The sequence below is a fragment of the Catellatospora aurea genome, from assembly GCF_042663325.1.
GTDB classification, from domain to species: domain Bacteria; phylum Actinomycetota; class Actinomycetes; order Mycobacteriales; family Micromonosporaceae; genus Catellatospora; species Catellatospora aurea.
This window is the reverse complement of sequence record NZ_JBHTAC010000056.1, coordinates 23,760-45,161: the sequence shown is the minus strand read 5'-3', so window position 1 is coordinate 45,161 and position 21,402 is coordinate 23,760. Positions and strand designations below refer to the sequence as shown.

Sequence of the window (21,402 nt, the reverse complement as noted above, 5' to 3'; positions counted from 1 at the left end):
GGTTCACCGTCAGCGAGGCCAAGGGCCGGCAGATCCTGTCGGCGAAGATCGCCGGGCGGGTCGATCACACCTGGAAGTGCGGCGACAACCGGTCGAACTACTTCTACCGCACCGACGGCATCTCGGCCACGCCGCGCCAGGCGTGGCCCGGTCCGGCGCTGCGGGTCAAGCTCGGCAGCAACAGCGTGCACGCCAACGAGGCCGACTGCGGCGAGCCCAACATGCCGTTCGAGGTCAGCAGCGGCACCCTGATCGGCGACCTGCAGGCGTTCGCCGACGGCGGCCAGGACTACTACTACGTCGGCGTGGCCGCGGCCGAGGACCTGCAGGGCACCAACGACCGGCACACCGAGCGCTACATGCGCTCCTTCCTCAACGACTTCAAGCTGCACGTCACCTACAACACCCGGCCCAGCAAGCCCGACAGCCTGACCGTGGACGGCAAGGCGTGCGCGACCGGTGCGAACCGGCCCTACGTCAAGACGCCGACGCCGACGCTGCGCGCCCGCGTCAGCGACAACGACCGCGACACCATGCAGGTCTGGTACGCCTACGCGAAGTGGAACGCCGCGTCGTTCACCGACGTAGGCGGCGGCTACCAGGACGGCGTGCCCAACGGCGGCACGCCGCTGCAGCACCACCTGTCGGCCGCCGACGCTGCGGCGCTGGCCGAACTCGCCGCACCCGACCGCACGTGACCGGCGGCGCTCAGCCGGTGATGCTGAACGCGTCGCCGTAAACCTTCCACCGCAGCGGCAGGGCGAGGTCGAAGTTGCCGGCCTTGAGGAACACCCGCTGCGCGGTGTCCACCCGGCTGGTGTCCTCGTGCGCGGACTCGGTCCGCATCGCGGCGACCCGGGCGTCGAGGAACGCGTTCAGGTACGCGGTCTCGTCGCCGCCCTGCGCCGGAGGCCGGGCACGTTTGAGCGCGGCGGCGCGGATGCCGCCGAAGCTGACCGGGTCGTTGCCCGGCCCGTGCATCACGATCGCGTCGTAGTAGATGAACTGCCCGAGCGCCCGCAGCCCGTCGGACTTGGCCCGCGCGACGGCCGGGTCGAAGTACATCGCATCGCGCACCTCGTTCTGCGCCTGCTGGAACACCTTGTCGCCGGCTGCGGCCGCCCACGCTGCGGGGAAACCCGGGTCGAGCCCGGCGTGCGACGGCGAACCGTTGACGCGGCGCAGCGCGCCAAGGTAGCCGGCCAGCGCGTTCGACGGCTTGCGCCGGCTGTACAGCTCGACAAGCTCCAGCATGTCGCCCGTGCCGGAGCAGAAACCGATGATGCCGCCGGTGTAGCCGCGGCCGTCGCCGATGTCCTCGAGGTAGCGGTACTGGGCCCGCCAGTTCAGCGACGAGTTCTCGGCACTGGACACCAGCTGCATCGCGACGTCCTTGAGCTTCGGGTCGTCGAGCCCGGCCCGGGCGACGGGCCGCCTGGAAGCCGCGGGCCGCGGGCTCGGCGTGCCCGACGGCCGTTGCGACGCGACAGCCGTGACGCTCGCCGAAGGCGTCTGCGTGGCCGGTGACGACGCCACGGTCGCCGTCGCGGCAAGCCCCGCCGGGGCGGTCGGCTGCTCCGCGTCCGGAATCACGAGCACGGCCAGCACGGCGATTCCCGCTACCGCGCCTGCCGCCGTGGCGACCGTCCAGACCCCGCGGGTGTTTCGCCTCATCGGGATCCCTCCGTCGACCGTCACCGGCGTGCCCGACAGAACGTAGTCCCTGCGCGGCGCACGCGCCACGGACACCACGCAGCCAGCGCCGAGCCGTGCGCCAAGCAGCCGCAGCAAGTCTGCGGGCACCGCCGCGCACGCCGGGCACCGCCACGAGGACCGCCCGCCGCAAGAACAAGGCCGACCACGGCAAGCGGCCCGCCCGACCACGGCCGACCCGCTCCGGCGTCAAGAAAACGTCGTATTCGCGTCCGCCGTCATCAGGAACGCGTCAAGGCACCTTCCGGGCCGGCCGGGCATGGCGCAGCGTCGTAGACATGGACATCCGTTACACCCGGCGGCACATCCTCGGCCGCGCAGCAGCCCCGGACGCGGCCCCGGCCGACCGGGCCGCCGCCCGCGCGATCCTCATCCTGCAACTCGCCGTGCTCGCCTGCACGGCACTGCTTGTCGCGCTGGCCGCCGACTGACCGCCCGTACCGGGCACATCTTCCCTGGAGGAACCATGCCCCACCCGACCAGGCCGGCCGCGCAGGAGCCCACGCCGTTCGGCATCAACCTCGGCGTCGGTGCGGCGGCCATGTCCGCGGCGACGATCGCGGCCGCTGTACTCGCCGACGACCCGACCGCCCGGATGATCATCGTCGCGGCCGTGATCGGCGTGTACGCCGCCACGGTCGCCGACACCCGCGCCAGCCTCGCCACCACCCTGATCGGCTTCGGCCTGTTCAACGGATTCCTGGTCAACGGCTACGGCGAGCTGTCCTTCCACGGCACGCAGACCCTGTGGAACCTGTCGGTGTTCGGGGTCGCGCTTGGCCTGGGACTGGGCCAACGGTGGCTGCGCCAGGTCCGTGACACGGCCGACGAGGCAGGAGCCGACGACCCGCCGCGCCGGCCCACGACCCACCCGCAGCACGCCCCGCGACCTTTCGCGACGTCGTACGCCAAGGACGCCTGATGGCCGAGCCCGCGTCCACGTGGCACGGCACCGCCGACGGCGCCCGCACCGCCGGCCTGCTGCTCATCGGGGCCCTGGCACTGGCCGCCACGGCCATGGTGCTCGTCGGCGCGGTGGTGCCCCGCGTCGGCGTGCCGACCAGCGCCTACGCGATCACCGTCGCGGTGCTGGCCCTGTACGCTGCGGCAACGCTCGCCTTGCGGACGTTGACCAGCTGGCGGGTCCTGGTCCGCATCGACGCGCACGCGGTGCGGGTGCGCAGCTGGCCTCTGCCGCTGTACACCCGCACGGTGCCCCGTGCCGCCGTCGACGCGGTCTCGACCGTCGACGCGGGCCCGGCGCCGGGCGATCCGCTGTGGTGGCTGCTGCCACCGCAGGAGACCCGACACGTCGTGCGCCGCGGGCCGGGTCTGCGCCTGCTGCTCGGCACCGGCCGCACCCTCACCGTGAGCGTCGACGGCCCGGAGCAGGCCGTGGCCGCGTTCGGCGAGCCGGGTACGGCTGCCGCACAGCGGTGAGGCAGGCCGCCTGGCCATGCTCCACCACGGACAGACAGCTCAGCCTGGTTCAGGGACGCGGCATCTGGCGGGCACGGCCGACCGGCGCTGTCGGCAGCCCGGCTGCGCGGTAGGGTCCGCAGGCCGCCGACACACGGAGGAACCGTGCTGCACCTTCGCCTGATCATCCCGCCCCACCTGTCCGACGCCGTCGTGCAGGCGCTGTCCGCCAACGGCGCGGTCGCGCACCTGGCAGTGCTGCCGGGTGCGGCCCGGCGGCCCGCCGGGGACGTGGTCCTGTGCGACGTCGCCCGGGAGGGCGCCAACGCGGTGCTGGAGCAGCTGCGCGAGCTGGGCGTCGACCACGAGGGCGCGATCACGATCGACGATGCGTCCGTGACCCTGTCCGACGCCGCGCACCGGGCGGCCGCGCGTACGCCGGGCACCGGTGTGGACGCGGTGGTCTGGGAGGAGATCGAGCACCGCACCGGTCAGGAGACCCGGCTGTCGGCGACCTACCTGGTGCTGCTGGCCGTGGCCACGGTCATCGCCGCGGTGGGGGTGCTGCTCGACCAGCCGATCCTCGTCGTCGGTGCGATGGTGGTCGGGCCGGAGTTCGGGCCGCTGGCCGGGCTGTGTGTCGCCCTGGTGCAGCGCCGGCCGGCGCTGCTGCGCCGCTCGGCGGTGGCGCTGGCGGTCGGGTTCCCGGTGGCGATGGCGGTCACCGCTGCGGCGACGTGGGCGATGACCGCGGCGGGCCTGGTGGACCGGTCGATGCTGCTGGCCGCCCGGCCGCTGACCGACTTCATCTGGCGGCCCGACGCGCTGTCGTGGATCGTGGGTTTCCTGGCCGGGATCGCCGGGATGGTGTCGGTGACCTCCGCCCGCTCGGGTGCGCTCATCGGCGTCCTGATCTCCGTCACGACCGTGCCCGCCGCGGCGAACGCCGCTGTCGCCGCCGCCTACGGCGTGGCCGACGAGGCGTGGGGCTCGGCGCTGCAACTGCTGATCAACCTGGCCGCGATCGTGGTCGCCGGTGTGCTGACACTGACCGTGCAGCGGCTGTGGTGGCAGCGGGTGCGTCCGCCCGCCCGGCTGCGGGCCTTCAGCGCCGTCCGCCGACGCGAGCAGCCTGTCGGCGCCGCGCGCTGACGCCACCGCGCGCCCGTTTTGGCCGTGCGGTCCGGCGCTGCCGTACGGTGGCGTGACGTGGCCGCCGGCCGGAGGCTGCGGCAGGTCACCCCGAGCTCGGTGTCCACAGGACGTCGGTGCTCAGGGCGAGCGTGCCGCCTACTCACCGGTCCGCAGCAGCCCTGGCCGCAAGCACGTCGGGTACGCCGTCGTCGCCGTCCTGCCCGCTGCCGGCGATGCGCCGGTAGGCGCGGTCACGCATCCGCAGCACCACCGCCGCCGGCACCGCCGCGGCCAGCGACCCGGCGAGCACCGCGATCGTCGCGTCGGTGGCCAGCGCGGTCGCGGGTCCGAACGACAGCTCGGTGATCAGCAGCGAGACCGTGAAACCCATGCCGGTGAGCATCGCCAGCCCGCAGACGTCCGCCCAGGACAGCCCGTCGTCTAGGCGGGCCGCGGTGAACCGGGCCACCAGCCAGGTCGCGGCCACCACGCCGACGAACTTGCCGACGACCAGCCCGGCGACGATGCCGACCGAGACCCGCTGCGTCAACGCCTCGGCCAGCCCGGCCGGGCCGCCGATCGCCACGCCCGCGCTCATCAGCGCGAACACCGGGACCGCGACCCCGGCCGACAGCGGCCGCAGCGCGTGCTCGAACCGCTCCGCCAGCCCGGTGCCGGCCTCGGCCCGCTCGCGGCGGCGCGGCAGCACCGGCACGGTGAACGCCAGCAGCACCCCGGCGACCGTGGCGTGCACCCCGGAGGCGTGCACCAGCGTCCAGGTCGCCGCTGCCAGCGGAACCAGCAGCCACGGCGAGCGGATCCGGCGCTGCACCGCCCACCCGAACCCGGCCAGCGGCACCAGCGCAGCGACCAGCGGCAGCGGGTGCAGTGTCTGCGTGTAGAACACGGCGATGATGACGATGGCGATCAGGTCGTCGACGACGGCCAGGGTGAGCAGGAACTTGCGCAGCGCGGTCGGCAGGTTGCGGCCCACGACCGCGAGCACGGCCAGCGCGAACGCGATGTCGGTGGCGGTCGGGATCGCCCAGCCCTGCGCGGCCGCGCCGTCGCCGTGGTTGATCGCCGCGTAGATCAGCGCGGGCACCAGCACGCCGCCGGCCGCCGCGGCCACCGGCACGGCGGCGCGGGCCGGCTCGCGCAGGTCGCCCGCCACGAACTCGCGTTTCAGTTCGAGCCCGGCGACGAAGAAGAAGACCGCCAGCAGCCCGTCGGCGGCCCAGATGCCCAACGGCAGCCGCAGGTGCAGCGCGGCGGGCCCGATCTCGAACTCCCGCAGCTGCTGGTATGCGGCTGCCCAGGGCGAGTTCGCCCAGACCAGAGCCACGACGGCCGCAACCAGCAGTAATGCGCCGCCGACGGTCTCCAGCCGCAGAATGTCGCCGAGACGCCGGTTCTCGGCCCGGGAGCCTCGCCCGAAGATCACTTTGTTGCGGGTGTGTCGCATCATCGGCCGGCTCCAGGGGTCGGTCGGACATCATCTGCCGACCAGACTTCCCGGCGCACCTGACACCAGCCTACCCGGTGGATCTTCACCCCGGCCAGGGAGTGAGCGGCAGCGGGCTGATCCGGCCGGCCGTCACGAGCCTGCGTGCCCTGTCGCAGGTGCGGGTGCTGTCGCGCCTGGGACCGTGCTCAGGGTCGCGGCGCCGCGTCAGCCGACGTCCTGCGGCCAGCCGATCAGCCGTGCGCCCAGCACAGCGGTGTGCAGGGTGAACCGCTGGGTGGGTTCGCCGGGGTGGTAGCCGGTCAGGGCGTGGACACGGTCGAGGCGGTAGGTGACGGCGCGCACGCTGATGTGCAGCTGCCGGGCGGTCGCGGTGTGGTTGCCCTCGTTGTCGAACAGCACGGCCAGGGTGTCCAGATACGGCTGGGCGCCGCCGCGGGCCGCGGTGAGCGGGCCGAGCACGGTGGCGACCAGGTCGGTGATCGCGTCGCGGTCGCGCAGCAGCACCGGGAAGACCAGCAGGTCGGCGGCGTGCAGGACCGGGGTCGTGAACCCGAGCCGGTCGGCCAGGTACAGGGCGTTGCGGGCCTCGTCCAGCGACGTGGCCAGCCCGGCCAGGCCGGGATGGGTGCGCCCGACGGCGATCTGCCAGGCGCCGGCGGGCAGGTGCGGATGCAGGTGCCGGGCCAGTTCGGCGGGCACGCCGCGCAGCCCGCCGGCGCAGACGCAGATCAGCTGCCCGTCACGGGAGCTGGTGAGGATGTTGGCGGCGCCGAACCGGGCGGCCAGCGCGTCGTCGACGGCGTGCACGGCCGACGGCGGAAGCCCCGGCGCGCGGGCGACGATGACCATGTGCTGCCCGGACAGGCGGATCCCGTAGCGCTGGGCGCGGGCGGCCAGGCTGCCCGGATCGGGGTGGGTCGCCAGCAGGTCGTCGACGAACGCGGCGCGTTCGGTCTCGCGGAGATCCGCTTCGTCGCGGGCGCTGCCGTGGTAGCCGTCCAGGACGCCCGCGACGGCCGTACGCAGCCGCGACAGCAGCGCGCCGGGTTCGCCGGGTGCGCTCGTCAGGCCACCGGCGGCCCATCGCTGCTCGGCGACGGCCAGCAGTGTGTCCAGGGCGGTGGCGATCGTGATCGACGCGGCCGCGGCGCGCGCGCCGAGCGCGGTGGCGGCGACGGCCGCGCGCCGGTCGGCGGATGCCTGCGGGGTGGCCGCGTCGTCGAGCAGCGCCGCGCAGGCGCCGGCCAGCCAGGTGCTTTCCTCGGTCATGTCCGGGTCCTCGGGGTGGGCGGACAGCGAACGGCGGGCGGGCCGTCCGCTGTCCGCGGCACGGGGTTCAGACGCCGACGTCGCGGCGGTCGAACGTGGCGATCCCCACGACCGCCCCGGCCGCGCCGACCGCGACGAGGACGAGCAGGTGGGTGGGGTGCCAGCCGGTGTGCAGGGGATCGGTTCCGATGAAGTAGTGAAACGGTGACAGCCACTTCAGCCATGCCCCGCCGTCGATCACGCCGGACATGCCGCGCAGGATGTAGGTGCCCACGGCCAGTGCGCCGGTGACCGACAGGGCCAGGCTGCGTCTGCCGGTGGCCGCGCCGACCGCGAACGCGATACCCAGGAAGCACCAGGCGAGCCCGATCAGCCCGGCCGAGGCGGCGGCGATGTTGGTCGCGGGCACGTCGATGCCGACACCGGGCGCGATGGCCAGCACCAGGACCAGCGGGATCGCGGCCAGCACCGTCACGGCCAGGAACGTGGCCAGCAGCCGCTGGGCGGCGAACGCCCGCCGCGACAGCGGGTTGACCATCAGCAGTTCGATGCCGCCGTCCTCCTCGGGACGGGGGATGGTGCGTACGGCGAGGATCAGCGCCGCCATCACGACCAGCAGCGGCCCGACGAGGCTGTAGACGGTGGCCTGCAGGTATCCGGCGCCGGAGGTCATGTCCTGGATGGACAGGAAATCCTTCATGCCAGGCGGGAGCGCGTCGTCCTTGAGTTCGGCGGCGCCCTGGAGGTTGGCATAGAACGAGGTGTAGATCACGGTGAACGCGGCGATGCCGAGCGCCCACCCGATGATGGCGCGGCGGTCATCGCGCCAGGTCTTACGCACCAGCGGTGACATCGCCGGCTCCTTCGGACTGGTAGTAGAAGCTGAGGAACGTCTCTTCGAGGTCCGGCTCGGCCGACAGCAGGTCGACGACCTCGTGCCGGGCGGCGGCTTTGACCAGCGGGTCGAGACGGCCGTCGACGGTGCAGCGCAGCACCGGCCCGGACACCGTCACGTCGCTGACGCCGGGCAGCGCCGCGAACTCCGCGGCGTCGACCGGCCCGTCGAAGTGGATCTCGACGGTGCGTACGGCCCGGCGGCCCAGGGACTCGACGCGTTCGACGGCGGCAAGCCGCCCGTCGCGGACGATCGCGACCCGGTCGGCGGTCTGCTGCACCTCGGCGAGCACGTGCGAGGACATGAACACCGTCTGCCCGGCCGCGCGCGCCTCCCGGACCAGGGCGAGGAACTCCTGCTGCATCAGGGGGTCCAGGCCGCTGGTGGGCTCGTCGAGGATCAGCAGCGCGGGGGAGTGCATGAACGCCTGCACCAGGCCGACCTTCTGCTTGTTGCCCTTGGACAGGGTGTGGATCGGCCGGGACAGGTCCAGTTCCAGGCGTTCGGCCAGCCCGGTCACTGTCTGCCAGGCCACGCCGCCGCGCGCGTCGGCGAAGAAGCGCAGCAGGTCGGCGGCCTTCTCCCGGCCGGGGAAGGCGAGCTCGCCAGGCAGGTAGCCGATGTGGCGGTGCAGGGTCGCCTTGTCCCGTCGGGGGTCCATGCCCAGGACGGCGGCGCGGCCTCGGGTGGGGCGCAGGAAGTCCAGCAGCAGCCGGATGGTGGTGGTCTTGCCGGCCCCGTTGGGGCCGAGGAAACCCATCACCTCCCCGGTGCGGACCTCCAGGTCGAGGCCCTCGATGCCGCGGCGGGAGCCGTAGAACTTGGTCAAGTCCTCGGCTCGAACGGCGATGTCGTCGGTCATGCTCCACAGCATCCGCTGTGTCCCCTCGCAGGTTCCAGGTCCGGACTCGGCCGACTTGGGCCCGCCCACATTGCCGGGACCCGGCAATGTGGGCAGATCCGCGCTGCTCAGCCGGCCAGCAGCAGCGGCAGCGTCAGGGCGTACGCGCCGAGCAGCACCGCGCCGTCGGCACGGGTCAGGCGCAGCCCGCGCCGCAGCAGCGCCCATGCCAGCAGCGCGGTGAACACCATCGCCGACAGCAGCGCGACCGTGGCGGTGCCCGGACGGTCCGCACCGGCCGCGAAGCCGATGAACGCGCCGCCGGCCAGGCTGTTGAACAGGTTGCTGCCGAACAGGTTCCCGACGACCAGGTCGGTCTCGCCGCGCCGTTGCGCCTGGATCGTGGTGACCAGCTCGGGCAGCGACGTGCCGAGCGCCACCAGCGTGAACCCGATGACGAGCTGCGGCACGCCCAACTGCGCGGCGATCACCGAGGCGTTGGCGACCAGCAGCTGCGCCCCGGCCAGGACACCGGCCAGCCCCAGCACGGTGCGCAGCGGCTCGAACCACGCCGCCGAGCGCTTGACCGGCGCGACGATCACGGCCTCGCCCTCGGCCTCGAACCCCGCGACCTCGGCGATCAGTTCTTGGTTGCCACCGCCCCTGGCCCATCGGACCAGCACGAACAACGCCGCCGCCGCGGCAGCCGACAGCAGCAGCGCCGTCAGCGGCGACAACCCGGCCAGTGCCGCCACCGCGAACACGGCCACCGACCCGACCGCCAGCGGCACCTCCCGGCGGATGACCGCCGAGTCGACCGCCAACGGCGCGATCAGCGCGGCGACGCCGAGGATCAGCGTCAGGTTCAAGATGTTGGACCCGACGATGTTGCCGACCGCGATACCGGTGTCGCCACGCGCGGCGGCCAGCGCCGACACCAGGAACTCGGGCGCGCTCGTGCCCAGCCCGATGACCACGACACCGACCACCACCGGGCTGATCCGCAGCCGAGCCGCCAGCCGCGACGCCCCGAGCACCAGATGGTCGGCGGCGAAGGTCAGCAGGACCAGGCCGGCGACGGCGAGCAGGATCTGCGTGATCACGGTGGCCTCCCAGGAAGGGGTCGGGTCTACGGGACTTGCTCGCCGACCAGACTTCCCGGCACACCGGCCCACACCGTGGCCCACCCGCGCTCGCACCCGCGACGCGCGGCCGGCGATCCGCCGCGGGCGCCCTCAGTGGTCCGCGCGGTGCCACCACCCGACCGTGCCCAGTGCTCCGGCGGCGCCGACGAGCACGACGCTCAGGTAGCCGATCGTCCCCACCGGGACGTGCTCGCTGCCGGCGACACCGCTGACCAGAGCCGGCACCGACCAGGCGAACAGGTGCCCGTACCCGAGCGCGGCGATGACCTGCGCGCAGAAGACCGCCAGGAACATCGCCCCGACCGCGGCGAGGTATCCGCGTCCGGCGCAGGCGGCCAGTGCCAGCGGGAACGTCAGCACCACACCCATCGCCGCCACGGCCAGCAGCCGCACCAGGCCCTCACCGGCGACCGCCGCCGACCAGCCGGGCAGGCCGAGACCCGCCCCGATGAGCAGTCCCAGCACGTACAGCTGCGCCGTCAGCGCCAGGCACCAGCCGGTGATCAGCACGAACTTCGCCGTGACGACCGCGGTGCGCGACGTCGGCAGGGCGAGCAGGTCCTTGGCCGTCCGGTCGCTGAACTCGCGGCCGAACACCCAGATCGTGACGACGCCGAAGATGACGAACCCGCCGACCGCCCGCGGCCGGTATCCGCCCGCGCGCAGCGCGGCAGCCGCCGCGGCGTTGTCACGGGCGGCGACGTGCAACGTCCGGCGCTGCTCGGCGGCGAGCTGCGCCGCGTCGAGTTCGCGCAGCAGGCGTCCGTGGTGGATGACGCCGACCCGGTCGGCCAGCCGCGCGACCTCTGCCAGCAGGTGGCTGGACAGCAGGACCGCGGTCCCGGTGTCGGCGAGCTCGCGCAGCAGGGCCCGGATCTCCACCACCCCGGCCGGGTCCAGGCCGTTGGCCGGCTCGTCGAGGACCAGCAGCCGGGGCCGGTGCAGCAGCGCCTTGGCCAGGCCCAGGCGCTGCAGGTTGCCCAGCGACAGCTTGCCGGCCTTGCGGCCGGCGTAGGCGGCCAGGCCGAGCCGGTCGATCGCCTCGTCGACGTGGCCCCGGCCGGGCAGGCCGTGCAGCCGCGCGGCGATGCGCAGGTTCTCCCGCACCGTCAGGTCCGGGTACGCCGACGGTGCCTCGACCAGGTAGCCGACCTGCGCCCAGACCGCGGTTCCGGTGCCGGGTCCCAGCCGCTGTCCGAGCACCGTGACGGTGCCGGCGCTCGGTCTGACCATGCCCAGCAGCATGCGGATGGTCGTGGTCGACGGGCGCAGCGGTGGCACCAGGCACCGGCGTGGGCACGCAGCCTGATCCTCAGCTCATCGGCCACGGCGACCGCCATGACAACGCCCAATGTGCGACATCGGCCCTCCTGATCGTCACGGAACCACACCGCCGACCAGGCTTCCCGGCACACCGGGATCCACGATAGGACCAGGCGTCCACGTCCACAATCCCGGTCCGGCAGGCCGCGGTTGCCGCCACCGGGAACGGGTGAGGCATGCTGTGTGGCGAATGTTGCGACCGGCGGCAAGAGGATGGGAACGACCATCGGGGAGCCACCGCGGAAGCCGACCGCCTGGGCGACCGCGTGAAGGAGCCGCATGTCCGCGACCACCACCACCGCCCGGCTGCTGCCCGGCAAACCCGTCGCCGACCAGGTCCTCGCCGACGTCGCCGCCCGCTCGGCCGCCCTGCGCGCCCGCGGCGTCACCGCGAGCCTGGCCACCCTGCTGGTCGGCGACGACGACGCCAGCGCCGGCTACATCCGCATCAAGCAGCAGCAGGCCGCCGCGCTGGGCTTCGCGTCCCCGCACGAGCACCTGCCCGCCACCGCGACCCAGGCCGACGTGCAGCGGGTCATCACCGCCTGGAACGACGACCCGGCCGTGCACGGCATGCTCGTGCAGTACCCGATCCCGGGGCACCTGGACTACAACGCCGCGCTGCAGGCCATGGACCCCGACAAGGACGTCGACGGCATGCACCCGGTCAACATGGGCCGGCTCGCCCTCGGCATCCCCGGCCCGCTGCCCTGCACTCCCGCCGGCATCGAGGCGCTGCTGGCCCACTACGACATCGGCGTCGCCGGCCGGGAGGTCGTCATCCTCGGCCGCGGCGCGACCCTGGGCCGGCCCCTGGCGATGCTGCTGGCGCAGAAGCGCCCCACCGCCGACGCCGCCGTGACCGTCGTGCACACCGGCGTCAAGGACTGGGCCCGCTACACCCGCCGCGCCGACATCCTCATCGCCGCCGCCGGTGTGCCCGGCATCATCCAGCCCGAGCACGTCAAGCCCGGTGCGGTCGTCGTCGGCGGCGGGGTGCGCTACGAAGGCCGCCGTATCCTGCCCGACGTCGACGAGTCGGTCGCCGGCGTCGCCGGGGCGATCACGCCTCGTGTCGGTGGCGTAGGCCCGACCACCGTGGCGATGCTGTTCCGCAACGTCGTCGCGGCCGCCGAGCGGGCCCACCCGTGACCGCGGCGAGGGCGCAGGTCGCCGCGCTGCACCGCTACCCGGTCAAGTCCCTGCTCGGCGAGCAGCTCGCCGTAGCCGACGTGACCGAGACCGGCGTGGCCGGCGACCGCGCCCTCGCCGTGATCGACACCGGCAGCGGCCGTGTCGCCAGCGCCAAACATCCCCGGCTCTGGCAGCGGCTGCTGACCCTCACCGCCGCGACCGACGCCGACGGTGTGCGGATCACCGGCCGCGGCCTCGACGTGCACAGCACCGACCCGGCCGCCGCCGAAACCATGTCGGCGCTGCTCGGACGCGACGTCGCCCTCACCGCGACCCCGCCGGAGCAGGCCCAGCTCGACCGCGCCGACCCCGACGCCGTCCTGCGCGACGGCGTCGGCGCGGCCGTGCCGCTGGTCACCAGCACCCTGGGCGGCGCGGCCCCGGGCACCTTCTTCGACTTCGCGCCCGTTCACCTGCTGACCACGGCGACCGTGCGCGCCGTCGCCGCGCTGCATCCGGCCCGCCGCGCCGACGCGCGCCGCTACCGGCCGAACATCGTCGTCGACCTGCCCGGCGACGGCTTCGCCGAGGACGACTGGGTCGGCCGCGACCTGCGCATCGGCGACGACCTGGTGCTGCGGGTCATCGTCGCGACGCCCCGCTGCGCGGTGCCGTCCCTGGCCCACGGCGACCTGCCCCACGACCCCGACGCGCTGCGGGTGCTGGCCCGACACCACCGGGTCGTGCCGCTGCCCGCCCTCGGCCCGCAGCCCTGCGCCGGCGTCTACGCACAGGTCCTGCAGCCTGGCCGCGTCCGACCCGGCGACACCGTCGAGGTCTAGGACGTCACCTGCTGCAGCAGCCCGTGCACGAACAGCAGCCGGTGCACGATGTCGCCGTCGGTCACGTCGACACCCCACCGGGCCGGCACCTCCGGGTCGCGTTGACGTGCCTGCGGGAACCGGGCCAGCACGTCGTCGACGACACAGGACCACGGGGCCAGCCCGGCGACCGGACCCAGCGCCGGCACCGGTGCCCCCGCCGCCCGCACCAGCCACCCGTGCAGCACGAAGTCCTCCGTGCCCACGAGCGCCTCCCAGCGCAGCTCCGGCCACAGGCCGGCCAGCCGCCAGCGGTGCGCCGTCAGCACCGCATCGCCGTAGGGCACCTGCCGCCGCTCGTCGGCCGGGCCCAGCACCGCCTCGTACAGCAGCAGCCCTTTGGGCGCCGACCGCGACCGCAGCATCGTCTGCCACCGGTTGTGCGCTGTCATGTACTCGGTGTGCGAAGCCGACAGCTCGGCGCACGCGGCCTCCACCAGTTCCGGCTGGAAGTCGGACATCCGCCGCAGCAGCATCAGCTGGAACTCCCGCCGAGCGAACCCCTTCACGCCGCGAGCGTAGGGGAGGGGCGCATCCCACCAGCCCGATATGACGAAACACGCCTCAGGACGGGGATCGGGCACAGTGCAAGGCCCCTGAGCCGGCACAGGGGTGGTGCTCACGCTGCTCGCGATGCCACGGGACGACCGCGACTCAGGCCTGGCCGACACGGCTTACGAAGCCGTCAGGCGCGCCATCGTCAGCGACCCACCCGACGCGCGCGGCGGGGACTGAGGGAGCCGCAGGAGTTCAGCCGAGTGCGGCGCGGATCCGCGCCGCCATGTCGGAGATCTGCTCCGGGCCGTGGTTCAGGATGCCGTTCTCGGCCATCAGCGCGTGATATTGCTGCTTCTCGTATGGCACACCGGGCGGCAGCGGCACGACATGCCAGTGGACGTGCGCGTTTCCCTGCATGCTCCCCAGCGACAGCAGATAGGTGCGCTCCGGCCGCGTCACCTCGCCCACCGCGCGAGCGATCCGATGCACCACGGCCTGCAGCGCCAGGTACTCGTCCGCCGTGAGGTCGCGGACCACGTCCTCGACGTGACGACGTGGAACGACCAGCGTGTAGCCGGGCTGTGTCGGGTAGCGGCTGAGGAACGCGACGTGAGTGTCATCGTCGTAGACCAGTTCGTGCTCGTAGCCGGGCTCGCCGGCGAGGAACGCGCAGATGAAGCACTTTCCCGAGCGGGTCCGGCGCTCGTAGGCCGCGAGGTCCATCGGTATCCGATCGGAATGATCGCTCACGCGCGCATCGTAACGATGAGTCGCGTCGTCCACTGTCCTGCGACGCCCGCCGCCAGGCCGCCCTGGCCGGGGCGGTGATCCAAGGTTCGTCCAAGGGACCGTGTCCGCGAAACGGGCCGTGCATGCGGCGTTGCGCGCACACCGACCCCGGGCTGAGCCGACCTCGATCACCACGCCCACCCGGCACACCACGTCGGCGCATGAGTCGGCCCCGGCACGTCCGGCGCGAACGACATCGTGGTGTGTCAGGTCAGGCCGAGCAGCCCCGCGACGATCCCGAGCAGGGTGCAGGCACCGAGCACCCGCAGCACCGACCACTTCGCCCAGAAGATCATCAACGTGGCGGCCGCTGCGATGACCGCCGCTGCCGGGCGCAGGCTGGCGACATCGGGCAGCAGCAGGCGCAGGGGGCCGGCGGTCAGCGTGCGGGTGTCGGTGAACAGGGTGTGCATGGCGAAGTAGAGGCCGAGGTTGGCGATGACGCCGACGACCGCGGCGGTGATGCCGGTCAGCGCCGCCGACAGGCTGTGGCTGGTGCGCAGCCGCTCGACGTACGGCGCGCCGAGCAGGACGAACAGGAAGCACGGCACGAACGTGACCCAGGTGGTCAGGGCTGAGGCGATGATCCCGGCTGCCCAGGGGTCGAGGTCGCCGGGATGGTGGTATCCGCCGAGGAATGCCACGAACTGCACCACCATGATCAGCGGTCCGGGGGTGGACTCGGCCAGGGCCAGGCCGCGGACCATGTCACCGGCGGACAGCCAGGCGTAACGTTCGACGGCCTGCTGGGCGACGTAGGCCAGCACGGCGTACGCGCCGCCGAACGTGACGACCGCCGTGCCGGAGAAGAACAAGCCCTGCTGGGTGTACACGCTGCCGGTGCCGGTCGTGGCCGCGACCAGCGCGACGGGAGCGAACCAGGCCACGAGGCCGACGGCGAGGATCGTCGCCGCGCGCCGGGCTGAGGGACGGTCGTGGTGCAGCGCATCGTCGGAGATCAGCGGAGCCGGGCCTGGAGTGCCGCCGCCGTGGCTCGTCTTCGCGGTCATCGAGCCCGGTCGGATGCGGTGCAGCACCCAGCCGCTCAGCCCTGCGGCGGCGACGACGACCGGGAACGGCACCGCGAACAACGCCAGGGCTGCGAACGCGACCGCGGCGAAGCCGACCAGCGCGGTGCTGTGCAGTGCACGGGTGCCTACCCGCCACACGGCCTGCGCGACGACGGCGACGACGGCCGGTGCCAGGCCGGTGAAGACCGCGGTGACGGCGGCGCTGTCGTCGTAGGCGACGTACAGCCCCGACAGGACCAGCAGGGCCAGCGCTCCCGGCAGGACGAACAGGGTGCCGGCGAGCAGGCCGCCGCGCACGCCGTTGAGCAGCCATCCGACGTAGATCGCCAGCTGCTGCGCCTCCGGGCCGGGTAGCAGCATGCAGTAGTTGAGCGCGTGCAGGAACCGCTGCTGGCCGATCCAGCGCCGCTCGTCGACCAGGTGGCGCTGCATGACCGCGACCTGCCCGGCTGGGCCACCGAACGTCTGCAGCGAGATCACGGACCAGGCCTTGACCGCGTGCCGCAGCGGCACGACGTCGCGTGCTGGGGTGCCGGTGGCAGTGGTGGTGTCGCTGGTGTGTGCTGACCGGGTGGTGGTCACTGCGGCTCCGGTGGGATGGTCAGGCGGGGGTGCGGTCCAGTAGCAGGCTGCGGCGGAAGTACTCGTACAGTCCGTCGAAGATCGGCGCGGTGACGGCGAGGATCTGCTCGTCGTCGGCGATCATCGACAGTCCGCGCAGGACGGTGTCGAGGCCGGGGGCCTCGGGGGGCGTGGAAGCGGCCGTCGTCGAGGTCGGCCTCGTGCACGATCTGCGCGATCTTCCACAGCACCGGGTCGGTGATCTCGTAGTGGCGCAGGATCGTCTCGAAGCTGCAGTCCGGGCCGTGGTGGCCCAGCCGCACGCCGCGCATGTCGAACGGCGTCGCCGCGTCGGGCACGTCGGCGGGGTCGCTGACGAACACGAACACCGCGTCGGGATCGACGGACCGCCGGATCAGCCACGCGCACGCCGCACGGTCGATGTGGATCGCCGCGCGGGTCGCCCACACGCTCATCGGACCCGCCCCGCAGCCGCGGCGTCAGCCGGGTTCGGCTCGGCCAGCGCCTGAACGGCAGCGTGGGCGGTGTCGCGCTGGAGTGGTGGGAAGAAGTCGCGCCGACCGATGCGGCGCAGCTGCTCACGCAGCCGCCGCAGCACCCGTGCCCGCTCGGCCGGATCGGCCGTGAGGACGGCCTGTGCTTCGGCGGTGACCTGGTCGTATTCGGCGGCGCGGGCCTGGCGCATCCCGGCGGCGATCGTGCGCTGCTGGGTACGGCTGCCCGGCTTGGCCAGCCACACGGTGGCCGTGCCACCGGCGGTGATCACCTCGTCGGCGATCCACTCGATGTGCTCACGGGTGCGCGCGTCGGCGGGCAGCGCGACCAGGCCGTCGCCGAGCCTGGCCACGCCGAGCGATTCGAGCCTGCGCCACACCGCGATCCGGGGCCGGGACGGCTCCCGCGGGATGCGGTATGCCAGCAGCACCCACGTGTCGAGGTCTTCCCCTGCCGTCATCCGAATATTGTAACCACGGTTACGGCACACCGATCCGCGCTGCGATCGATTTGCTCATCGGATGCTCATTCGTCCGCGGCAACCTCATCACCGACCGCTGCCGGACCGTCCGGCAGGGGGCGAGGCCCCGGCCCCGGCCGGGGGAACGCATGAGGAGGACGAATGGACCTGCAGCTCACCGGCAAGACCGCGGTTATCAGCGGATCGACCCGAGGCATCGGTTACGCGACCGCGAAGGCCCTGGCCGCCGAAGGCGCCGCCGTGATCCTCAACGGCCGTGATCCGCAGAAGCTGACCGGGGCCGTCGACGCGCTGCGGCGCGAGGTGCCGGGTGCCTCGGTCAGCGGCCTGCCCGCCGACTTCGCGGTCACCGAGGACGTCGACCGGCTGTGCGACCAGCTCCCGAGCGTGGACATCCTGGTCAACAACGTGGGGCTGTTCGAGCTCAAGCCGTTCGAGCAGATCTCCGACGACGACTGGCGGCTCTACTTCGAGGTCAACGTGCTCAGCGGCGTCCGGCTGGCGCGCCGGCTCATGCCGGCGATGCTCGATCGGGGGTGGGGCCGCATCGTGTTCGTCAGCAGCGAGTCGGGCGTCGACATCCCGGCCGACATGATCCACTACGGCGCGTCCAAGACGGCGATGCTGTCGGTGGGCAACGGCCTGGCGAAGCTCACGAAGGGCACCGCGGTGACCGTCAACTCGGTGCTGGGCGGCCCGACGTACTCCGACGGCGTCGCCACGACGGTCAGAATGCTGGCCGACGCGCAGTCTCTGCCCGAGGAGCAGTTGAAGGCGGCGATCATCGGCGCCAACCGGACGAGCCTGCTGGGCCGCTTCATCGAACCCGGCGAGATCGCCGACGCGGTCACCTTCATCGCCAGCCCGCTCGCGTCGGCCATCAACGGAACAGCGGTACGCGTCGACGGTGGTGTGCTGACCACGGTGCTGTGAACCGGCCCGGACGGACGCCGGCAGGACGCCGCTGACCGGCTGAGCGGGGGGATCCGCGATAGCGTGGCGGGATGCACGGCGGGCGGATCACTTTCGGCGTTCTCGGGCCGGTGACCGCCGAGGACGCGCAGCGTCGGCCGGTCGCGCTGAGAGGTCCGATGCATCGTGCGGTGCTGGGCCGGCTCCTGGTGGCGCGCGGCCGGACCGTACCCGTGAATGATCTTGTCGATGACCTGTGGGTCGCGCCGCCCGAGGGCGCGGTGGCCGCGGTGCGGACGTTCGTGGCGGCGCTGCGCAAGGCCGTCGAGCCCGACCGCCCGCCGCGGGCACCGGCCACGTTGCTGGTCACCCAAGGCCTGGGGTACGCGCTGAGGTGCGCACCCGATCAGGTGGACGCCTGGCGGTTCGAGCAGGCCGTGGCCGAGGCCGCGACGGCGGACCCGGTCACGGCGCTGGCACTGCTGGACGAGGCGCTGTCCTGGTGGCGCGGTCCCGCGTACGCGGACTTCCCGGACGCCGCCTGGCCGCGCGCCGATCGGTCCAGGCTTTCCGAGTTGCGCCTGCAGGCCGTCGAACGACGGGCGCAAGCCCAACTCGACCTCGGACAGGCCGACCGGGCCGTTGCGGACCTGGACGGGCACGTCACCGCACATCCGTGGCGCGAGCACGGGTGGGGGCTGCTGGCCCTGGCCCTGTACCGGTCGGGTCGCCAGGGTGACGCCCTCGCGGTGCTGCGCCGGGCCCGTGAGCTGCTCGCCGGTCACCTCGGCGTGGAGCCCGGCCCGGCGCTGCGCACCCTGGAGACCGACATCCTGCGGCAGGAGCCGAGCCTGGACGCCCCCGGCCGGCCGGATCCGGCCGCCGAGGTGCTGACCCGGGTCACCTCCGCCTACGAACGGGTCGGCGGCGGAGCCCGGATGCGGCTGGAGTCGGCGGTCGGCATGCTGCGCAACCTCGCGGTCACCGGCGCCGGCGGTCTTGAAGTGGCCCGTGAGCAGCGGGCCGCGGCGGTCGCGGCCGCCGAGCAGCTCGGCGACCCGGAACTGACCGCGCGGGTGATCGGCGCCTATGACGTACCGGCGATCTGGCCGCGTGTCGATGACGCGCAGCAGGCGGCCGGCATCGTCGCCGCGGCGGAACGGGCCCTGGCGATGCTCCCGCCGACCCGGCCGGACCCGGTCCGGGCCCGGCTGCTGGCCACCATCGCGATCGAGTCGCGAGGCACCCGCGATCCACGGCCGGCGCAGTGCGCCCGGCAGGCCGAGACGATCGCCCGCGCCAGCAACGACCCCGTGCTGCTGGCGTTCGCGTTGAACGGCGTGTTCATGCAGAGCTTCGCCGGCACCGGCGGATCGGCGGCCCGGGACCGGATCGGCGCCGAGCTGGTCTGCCTGGCGGGTCGGCACGACCTGGCCAGCGTCGAGGTGCTCGGTCACCTGATCAGGCTGCAGTCGAGTTGCGCGGTGGCCGCGTTCGACCGGGCCGACCAGCACGCGCACGCCGCCGACGACTTGGCCGCCCGGCACGAGCGGCCGCTGGTCGCCGTGTTCACCCGGTGGTACCGGGCGCTGCGGGCCGACCTGGCCGGTGACGACCGGGCCGAGCTGCTCTACCGGGAGGCGGGTGCTCGGCTGGACGATGCGGGGATGCCGGGTATGCGCGACGGGCTGCTGCCGCTGGCACTGCTCGGGATGCGGCTGCGCCGGGGACTGCCGGCGGAGGCCGGCGATGAGGACTGGGGGCCGTACGAGCCGTGGGTGCGTCCCCCGGTCCGGCTCGCCGACGTGCCGGATCCGCCCGCGGATCTGCTCGCTGAGGCAATGTGGTGCCTGCTGGGCCGCGCCGCCATCGCCGCCGGCGATCGGGAGACCATGAGGCGGGTCAGGCGTGCGCTGCTCCCGGCGGCTGCGGAGTGGGCCGGCGCGGCCAGCGGAGCACTGACGGTCGGCCGGGTCGCAGACCATCTGGCAGCGCTGGACGCCGCGCTGCGCACAGCTCGCGCACGCCCCTGATGCTCGCCAGGCCAGACTCCAGCCGGCTGGGGTGCCTATTCGCGGTGGATGTTATGTATCGCGGCATCGTCCGGCATTATTGCGAAATCGCGGAACGGCTCGGCCGGGGCAACCCCAGGGCACGGACGAATGCGCAGGTCGGCCCTGGCCTAGACAGCTGGAAAGATCCATATCACAATCACGGCGTGACTCTCGCACGGGGCTGTCGGCTATTCCGGATCGGATGTTGTGCACAGGCGCGAAATCGGCGACGCCAGTGCCGCTAGACCCTTCCTGGGCTTCATCCCAGATCTGAGACGCCCCCCGACGAAGGCATCCACAAGCCACCGGTCCGCCTGACCGGTGGCTCGACGGGTCGTCGCATCTCATGCGAGCAACCGGTCGGGTGACCTGCCGATCGTGACCGCTGAAGGCTCCGTCAACGGGCAGACCACGATCACCTACGACGACGCGGGCAGGCCGATCGCGGAGGTCTACTCCGTGGCAGGTGACGCGCGCTGGATCACCACCACCTCGTACGACGGCAACCGTACCCACGTGGATCCGCCCGCGGGTGGCGTGCCGACGACGACGGTGGTAGACGCGCGGGGACACACGACCGAACTCCACCAGTATCACGGCAGCGGCCCGGCGGGCGCTGCGGACGTCACCAGCTACACCTACACCTCCGGCGGCGACCTCAAGACGGTGACCGATCCGCTCGGCACCCTATGGACCTACCACTACAACCAGCGTGGAATGAAGGAGCTCGTCGAGGACCCGGACTCCGGGGACACCCGGTACACCTATGACGCGGCCGGACAGACCACGTCGGTGACCGACAGCCGTGGTGTGAAGGTGTCGTACCGCTACGACAAGCTCGGCCGCAAAACGGAGACCTGGCGTGGCGAACTCGACACCGGCACCCGGATGGCGGCCTGGGTGTACGACGCCGCAGGCAACAAGGGTCAGCTCCACTACAGCCAGCGGATCGTCGACGGTCAGAACTACTTCACCGTCAACGCCTTGCGGGATCAGCTCTACCGGCCGCTCAAGGTGCGCTACACCTTCCCCGCCAACGGCACCGGCGGCGTCGGCTCGCAGCTCGGCAAGAGCTACGAGTTCACCACCGCGTACAACACCGATGGCTCTGTACAGTCGATCGGCCTCCCTGAAGCGGGTGGGCTGCCGGCTGAAGCCGTCGCTACGACCTATGACTCGCTGCAGCGTCCGATCACGATGACCGGGTTGACAGCTACGTCACGACGGCGACCTACGGCAATCTCAGCGAGTTGCTGCAAGTGGAGCTGTCCACCGGAGGCACCGGGAAGAAGGCGTGGCTGAGCTGGGAGTACGAGCGGGGCACCGGTCGCTTGACCC

General features: G+C 72.8%; 22 protein-coding genes and 1 riboswitch. Of the genes, 10 read left to right on the top strand and 12 right to left on the bottom strand.

Going from position 1 to position 21,402, the window contains the following annotated elements; genetic code table 11:
• The first annotated feature begins 185 nt into the window (after positions 1–185).
• Positions 186–698, top strand: coding sequence for a hypothetical protein (locus tag ACFQO7_RS33730; RefSeq protein WP_376810181.1), 513 nt, complete (start codon positions 186–188; stop codon positions 696–698).
• A gap of 10 nt (positions 699–708) precedes the next feature.
• Here the strand turns inward: ACFQO7_RS33730 and ACFQO7_RS33725 are convergent, their stop codons facing one another.
• Positions 709–1,674 carry a chitosanase gene (locus ACFQO7_RS33725; protein WP_376810180.1) on the bottom strand — a complete coding sequence of 322 codons (966 nt, stop codon included), beginning with the start codon at positions 1,672–1,674 and terminating at the stop codon, positions 709–711.
• A 317-nt stretch (positions 1,675–1,991) separates the two neighbouring features.
• Here ACFQO7_RS33725 and ACFQO7_RS33720 point away from each other — a divergent pair, with 317 nt between their 5' ends.
• The 4 genes from ACFQO7_RS33720 to ACFQO7_RS33705 all read left to right on the top strand — a co-directional run bounded on the left by ACFQO7_RS33720 (position 1,992) and on the right by ACFQO7_RS33705 (position 4,284).
• Positions 1,992–2,144, top strand: a complete 153-nt coding sequence (locus ACFQO7_RS33720) for a hypothetical protein (RefSeq protein WP_376810179.1) — start codon at positions 1,992–1,994, stop codon at positions 2,142–2,144.
• 35 nt (positions 2,145–2,179) lie between these two features.
• A complete protein-coding gene (locus tag ACFQO7_RS33715; protein WP_376810178.1) occupies positions 2,180–2,635 on the top strand; it encodes a DUF4118 domain-containing protein in 456 nt (151 codons plus the stop codon).
• Positions 2,635–3,153, top strand: a complete 519-nt coding sequence (locus ACFQO7_RS33710; RefSeq protein ID WP_376810177.1) for a hypothetical protein — start codon at positions 2,635–2,637, stop codon at positions 3,151–3,153. The genes ACFQO7_RS33715 and ACFQO7_RS33710 overlap by 1 nt, the downstream gene beginning before the upstream one ends.
• Before the next feature lie 144 nt (positions 3,154–3,297).
• Positions 3,298–4,284: a DUF389 domain-containing protein gene (locus tag ACFQO7_RS33705; protein WP_376810176.1), complete on the top strand. Its 987-nt coding sequence runs from the start codon at positions 3,298–3,300 to the stop codon at positions 4,282–4,284.
• A gap of 142 nt (positions 4,285–4,426) precedes the next feature.
• Here ACFQO7_RS33705 and nhaA read toward each other — a convergent pair whose 3' ends face one another.
• The 6 genes from nhaA to ACFQO7_RS33675 form a co-directional block, all read right to left on the bottom strand.
• Positions 4,427–5,731 (bottom strand): Na+/H+ antiporter NhaA, encoded by a 1,305-nt coding sequence (gene nhaA, locus ACFQO7_RS33700; RefSeq protein ID WP_376810185.1) that lies wholly within the window; start codon positions 5,729–5,731, stop codon positions 4,427–4,429.
• Between the two features lie 207 nt (positions 5,732–5,938).
• Positions 5,939–7,003 (bottom strand): PucR family transcriptional regulator, encoded by a 1,065-nt coding sequence (locus tag ACFQO7_RS33695; RefSeq protein ID WP_376810175.1) that lies wholly within the window; start codon positions 7,001–7,003, stop codon positions 5,939–5,941.
• A gap of 67 nt (positions 7,004–7,070) precedes the next feature.
• Positions 7,071–7,856: an ABC transporter permease subunit gene (locus tag ACFQO7_RS33690; RefSeq protein WP_376810174.1), complete on the bottom strand. Its 786-nt coding sequence runs from the start codon at positions 7,854–7,856 to the stop codon at positions 7,071–7,073.
• A complete protein-coding gene (locus ACFQO7_RS33685; RefSeq protein ID WP_376810173.1) occupies positions 7,837–8,760 on the bottom strand; it encodes an ABC transporter ATP-binding protein in 924 nt (307 codons plus the stop codon). Before ACFQO7_RS33685 ends, ACFQO7_RS33690 begins: the two co-directional genes overlap by 20 nt.
• Before the next feature lie 107 nt (positions 8,761–8,867).
• Positions 8,868–9,842 carry a calcium/sodium antiporter gene (locus ACFQO7_RS33680; protein WP_376810172.1) on the bottom strand — a complete coding sequence of 325 codons (975 nt, stop codon included), beginning with the start codon at positions 9,840–9,842 and terminating at the stop codon, positions 8,868–8,870.
• A gap of 132 nt (positions 9,843–9,974) precedes the next feature.
• Positions 9,975–11,165, bottom strand: a complete 1,191-nt coding sequence (locus tag ACFQO7_RS33675) for an ATP-binding cassette domain-containing protein (protein ID WP_376810171.1) — start codon at positions 11,163–11,165, stop codon at positions 9,975–9,977.
• 227 nt (positions 11,166–11,392) lie between these two features.
• Positions 11,393–11,474: riboswitch (ZMP/ZTP riboswitch) on the top strand.
• Positions 11,475–11,486: 12 nt separating this feature from the next.
• Between ACFQO7_RS33675 and ACFQO7_RS33670 the strand changes: the two genes are divergently transcribed.
• Together ACFQO7_RS33670 and ACFQO7_RS33665 are read left to right on the top strand one after the other, a co-directional pair.
• Complete coding sequence (locus tag ACFQO7_RS33670; protein WP_376810170.1) at positions 11,487–12,359, top strand: bifunctional 5,10-methylenetetrahydrofolate dehydrogenase/5,10-methenyltetrahydrofolate cyclohydrolase; 873 nt, start codon at positions 11,487–11,489, stop codon at positions 12,357–12,359.
• On the top strand, positions 12,356–13,183 hold the full coding sequence (locus ACFQO7_RS33665; protein WP_376810169.1) for an MOSC domain-containing protein: 828 nt from the start codon (positions 12,356–12,358) through the stop codon (positions 13,181–13,183). The genes ACFQO7_RS33670 and ACFQO7_RS33665 overlap by 4 nt, the downstream gene beginning before the upstream one ends.
• Here ACFQO7_RS33665 and ACFQO7_RS33660 read toward each other — a convergent pair.
• The 5 genes from ACFQO7_RS33660 to ACFQO7_RS33640 all read right to left on the bottom strand — a co-directional run bounded on the left by ACFQO7_RS33660 (position 13,180) and on the right by ACFQO7_RS33640 (position 17,077).
• Entirely contained in the window at positions 13,180–13,731 is a 552-nt protein-coding gene (locus ACFQO7_RS33660) for a hypothetical protein (protein WP_376810168.1), read from the bottom strand. The genes ACFQO7_RS33665 and ACFQO7_RS33660 overlap by 4 nt on opposite strands.
• A gap of 241 nt (positions 13,732–13,972) precedes the next feature.
• Positions 13,973–14,470, bottom strand: a complete 498-nt coding sequence (locus ACFQO7_RS33655) for an HIT family protein (RefSeq protein WP_376810167.1) — start codon at positions 14,468–14,470, stop codon at positions 13,973–13,975.
• 245 nt (positions 14,471–14,715) lie between these two features.
• Positions 14,716–16,122 carry a chromate efflux transporter gene (gene chrA, locus ACFQO7_RS33650; RefSeq protein WP_376810166.1) on the bottom strand — a complete coding sequence of 469 codons (1,407 nt, stop codon included), beginning with the start codon at positions 16,120–16,122 and terminating at the stop codon, positions 14,716–14,718.
• Positions 16,119–16,577 carry a chromate resistance protein ChrB domain-containing protein gene (locus ACFQO7_RS33645; RefSeq protein ID WP_376810165.1) on the bottom strand — a complete coding sequence of 153 codons (459 nt, stop codon included), beginning with the start codon at positions 16,575–16,577 and terminating at the stop codon, positions 16,119–16,121. The genes chrA and ACFQO7_RS33645 overlap by 4 nt, the downstream gene beginning before the upstream one ends.
• Positions 16,574–17,077 carry a Chromate resistance protein ChrB gene (locus ACFQO7_RS33640; RefSeq protein WP_376810164.1) on the bottom strand — a complete coding sequence of 168 codons (504 nt, stop codon included), beginning with the start codon at positions 17,075–17,077 and terminating at the stop codon, positions 16,574–16,576. Before ACFQO7_RS33640 ends, ACFQO7_RS33645 begins: the two co-directional genes overlap by 4 nt.
• Positions 17,078–17,239: 162 nt before the next feature.
• Here ACFQO7_RS33640 and ACFQO7_RS33635 point away from each other — a divergent pair, with 162 nt between their 5' ends.
• The 3 genes from ACFQO7_RS33635 (at position 17,240) to ACFQO7_RS33625 (ending at position 21,366) form a co-directional block, all read left to right on the top strand.
• Positions 17,240–18,031, top strand: a complete 792-nt coding sequence (locus ACFQO7_RS33635; protein WP_376810163.1) for an SDR family NAD(P)-dependent oxidoreductase — start codon at positions 17,240–17,242, stop codon at positions 18,029–18,031.
• A gap of 71 nt (positions 18,032–18,102) precedes the next feature.
• The gene (locus tag ACFQO7_RS33630; protein WP_376810162.1) at positions 18,103–20,043 is read left to right on the top strand and encodes an AfsR/SARP family transcriptional regulator; all 1,941 of its coding nucleotides are present in this window, start codon (positions 18,103–18,105) and stop codon (positions 20,041–20,043) included.
• 480 nt (positions 20,044–20,523) lie between these two features.
• On the top strand, positions 20,524–21,366 hold the full coding sequence (locus ACFQO7_RS33625; protein WP_376810161.1) for a hypothetical protein: 843 nt from the start codon (positions 20,524–20,526) through the stop codon (positions 21,364–21,366).
• Positions 21,367–21,402: the final 36 nt, after the last annotated feature.

What these genes read in the sequence shown, in the direction of transcription:
- ACFQO7_RS33725 (WP_376810180.1), bottom strand. Translation starts at nt 1,674, where the DNA reads ATGAGGCGAAACACCCGCGGGGTCTGGACGGTCGCCACGGCGGCAGGC.
- ACFQO7_RS33720 (WP_376810179.1), top strand. Translation starts at nt 1,992, where the DNA reads ATGGACATCCGTTACACCCGGCGGCACATCCTCGGCCGCGCAGCAGCC.
- ACFQO7_RS33715 (WP_376810178.1), top strand. Translation starts at nt 2,180, where the DNA reads ATGCCCCACCCGACCAGGCCGGCCGCGCAGGAGCCCACGCCGTTCGGC.
- ACFQO7_RS33710 (WP_376810177.1), top strand. Translation starts at nt 2,635, where the DNA reads ATGGCCGAGCCCGCGTCCACGTGGCACGGCACCGCCGACGGCGCCCGC.
- nhaA (WP_376810185.1), bottom strand. Translation starts at nt 5,731, where the DNA reads ATGCGACACACCCGCAACAAAGTGATCTTCGGGCGAGGCTCCCGGGCC.
- ACFQO7_RS33695 (WP_376810175.1), bottom strand. Translation starts at nt 7,003, where the DNA reads ATGACCGAGGAAAGCACCTGGCTGGCCGGCGCCTGCGCGGCGCTGCTC.
- ACFQO7_RS33690 (WP_376810174.1), bottom strand. Translation starts at nt 7,856, where the DNA reads ATGTCACCGCTGGTGCGTAAGACCTGGCGCGATGACCGCCGCGCCATC.
- ACFQO7_RS33685 (WP_376810173.1), bottom strand. Translation starts at nt 8,760, where the DNA reads ATGACCGACGACATCGCCGTTCGAGCCGAGGACTTGACCAAGTTCTAC.
- ACFQO7_RS33670 (WP_376810170.1), top strand. Translation starts at nt 11,487, where the DNA reads ATGTCCGCGACCACCACCACCGCCCGGCTGCTGCCCGGCAAACCCGTC.
- ACFQO7_RS33645 (WP_376810165.1), bottom strand. Translation starts at nt 16,577, where the DNA reads ATGAGCGTGTGGGCGACCCGCGCGGCGATCCACATCGACCGTGCGGCG.
- ACFQO7_RS33640 (WP_376810164.1), bottom strand. Translation starts at nt 17,077, where the DNA reads ATGACGGCAGGGGAAGACCTCGACACGTGGGTGCTGCTGGCATACCGC.
- ACFQO7_RS33635 (WP_376810163.1), top strand. Translation starts at nt 17,240, where the DNA reads ATGGACCTGCAGCTCACCGGCAAGACCGCGGTTATCAGCGGATCGACC.
- ACFQO7_RS33630 (WP_376810162.1), top strand. Translation starts at nt 18,103, where the DNA reads ATGCACGGCGGGCGGATCACTTTCGGCGTTCTCGGGCCGGTGACCGCC.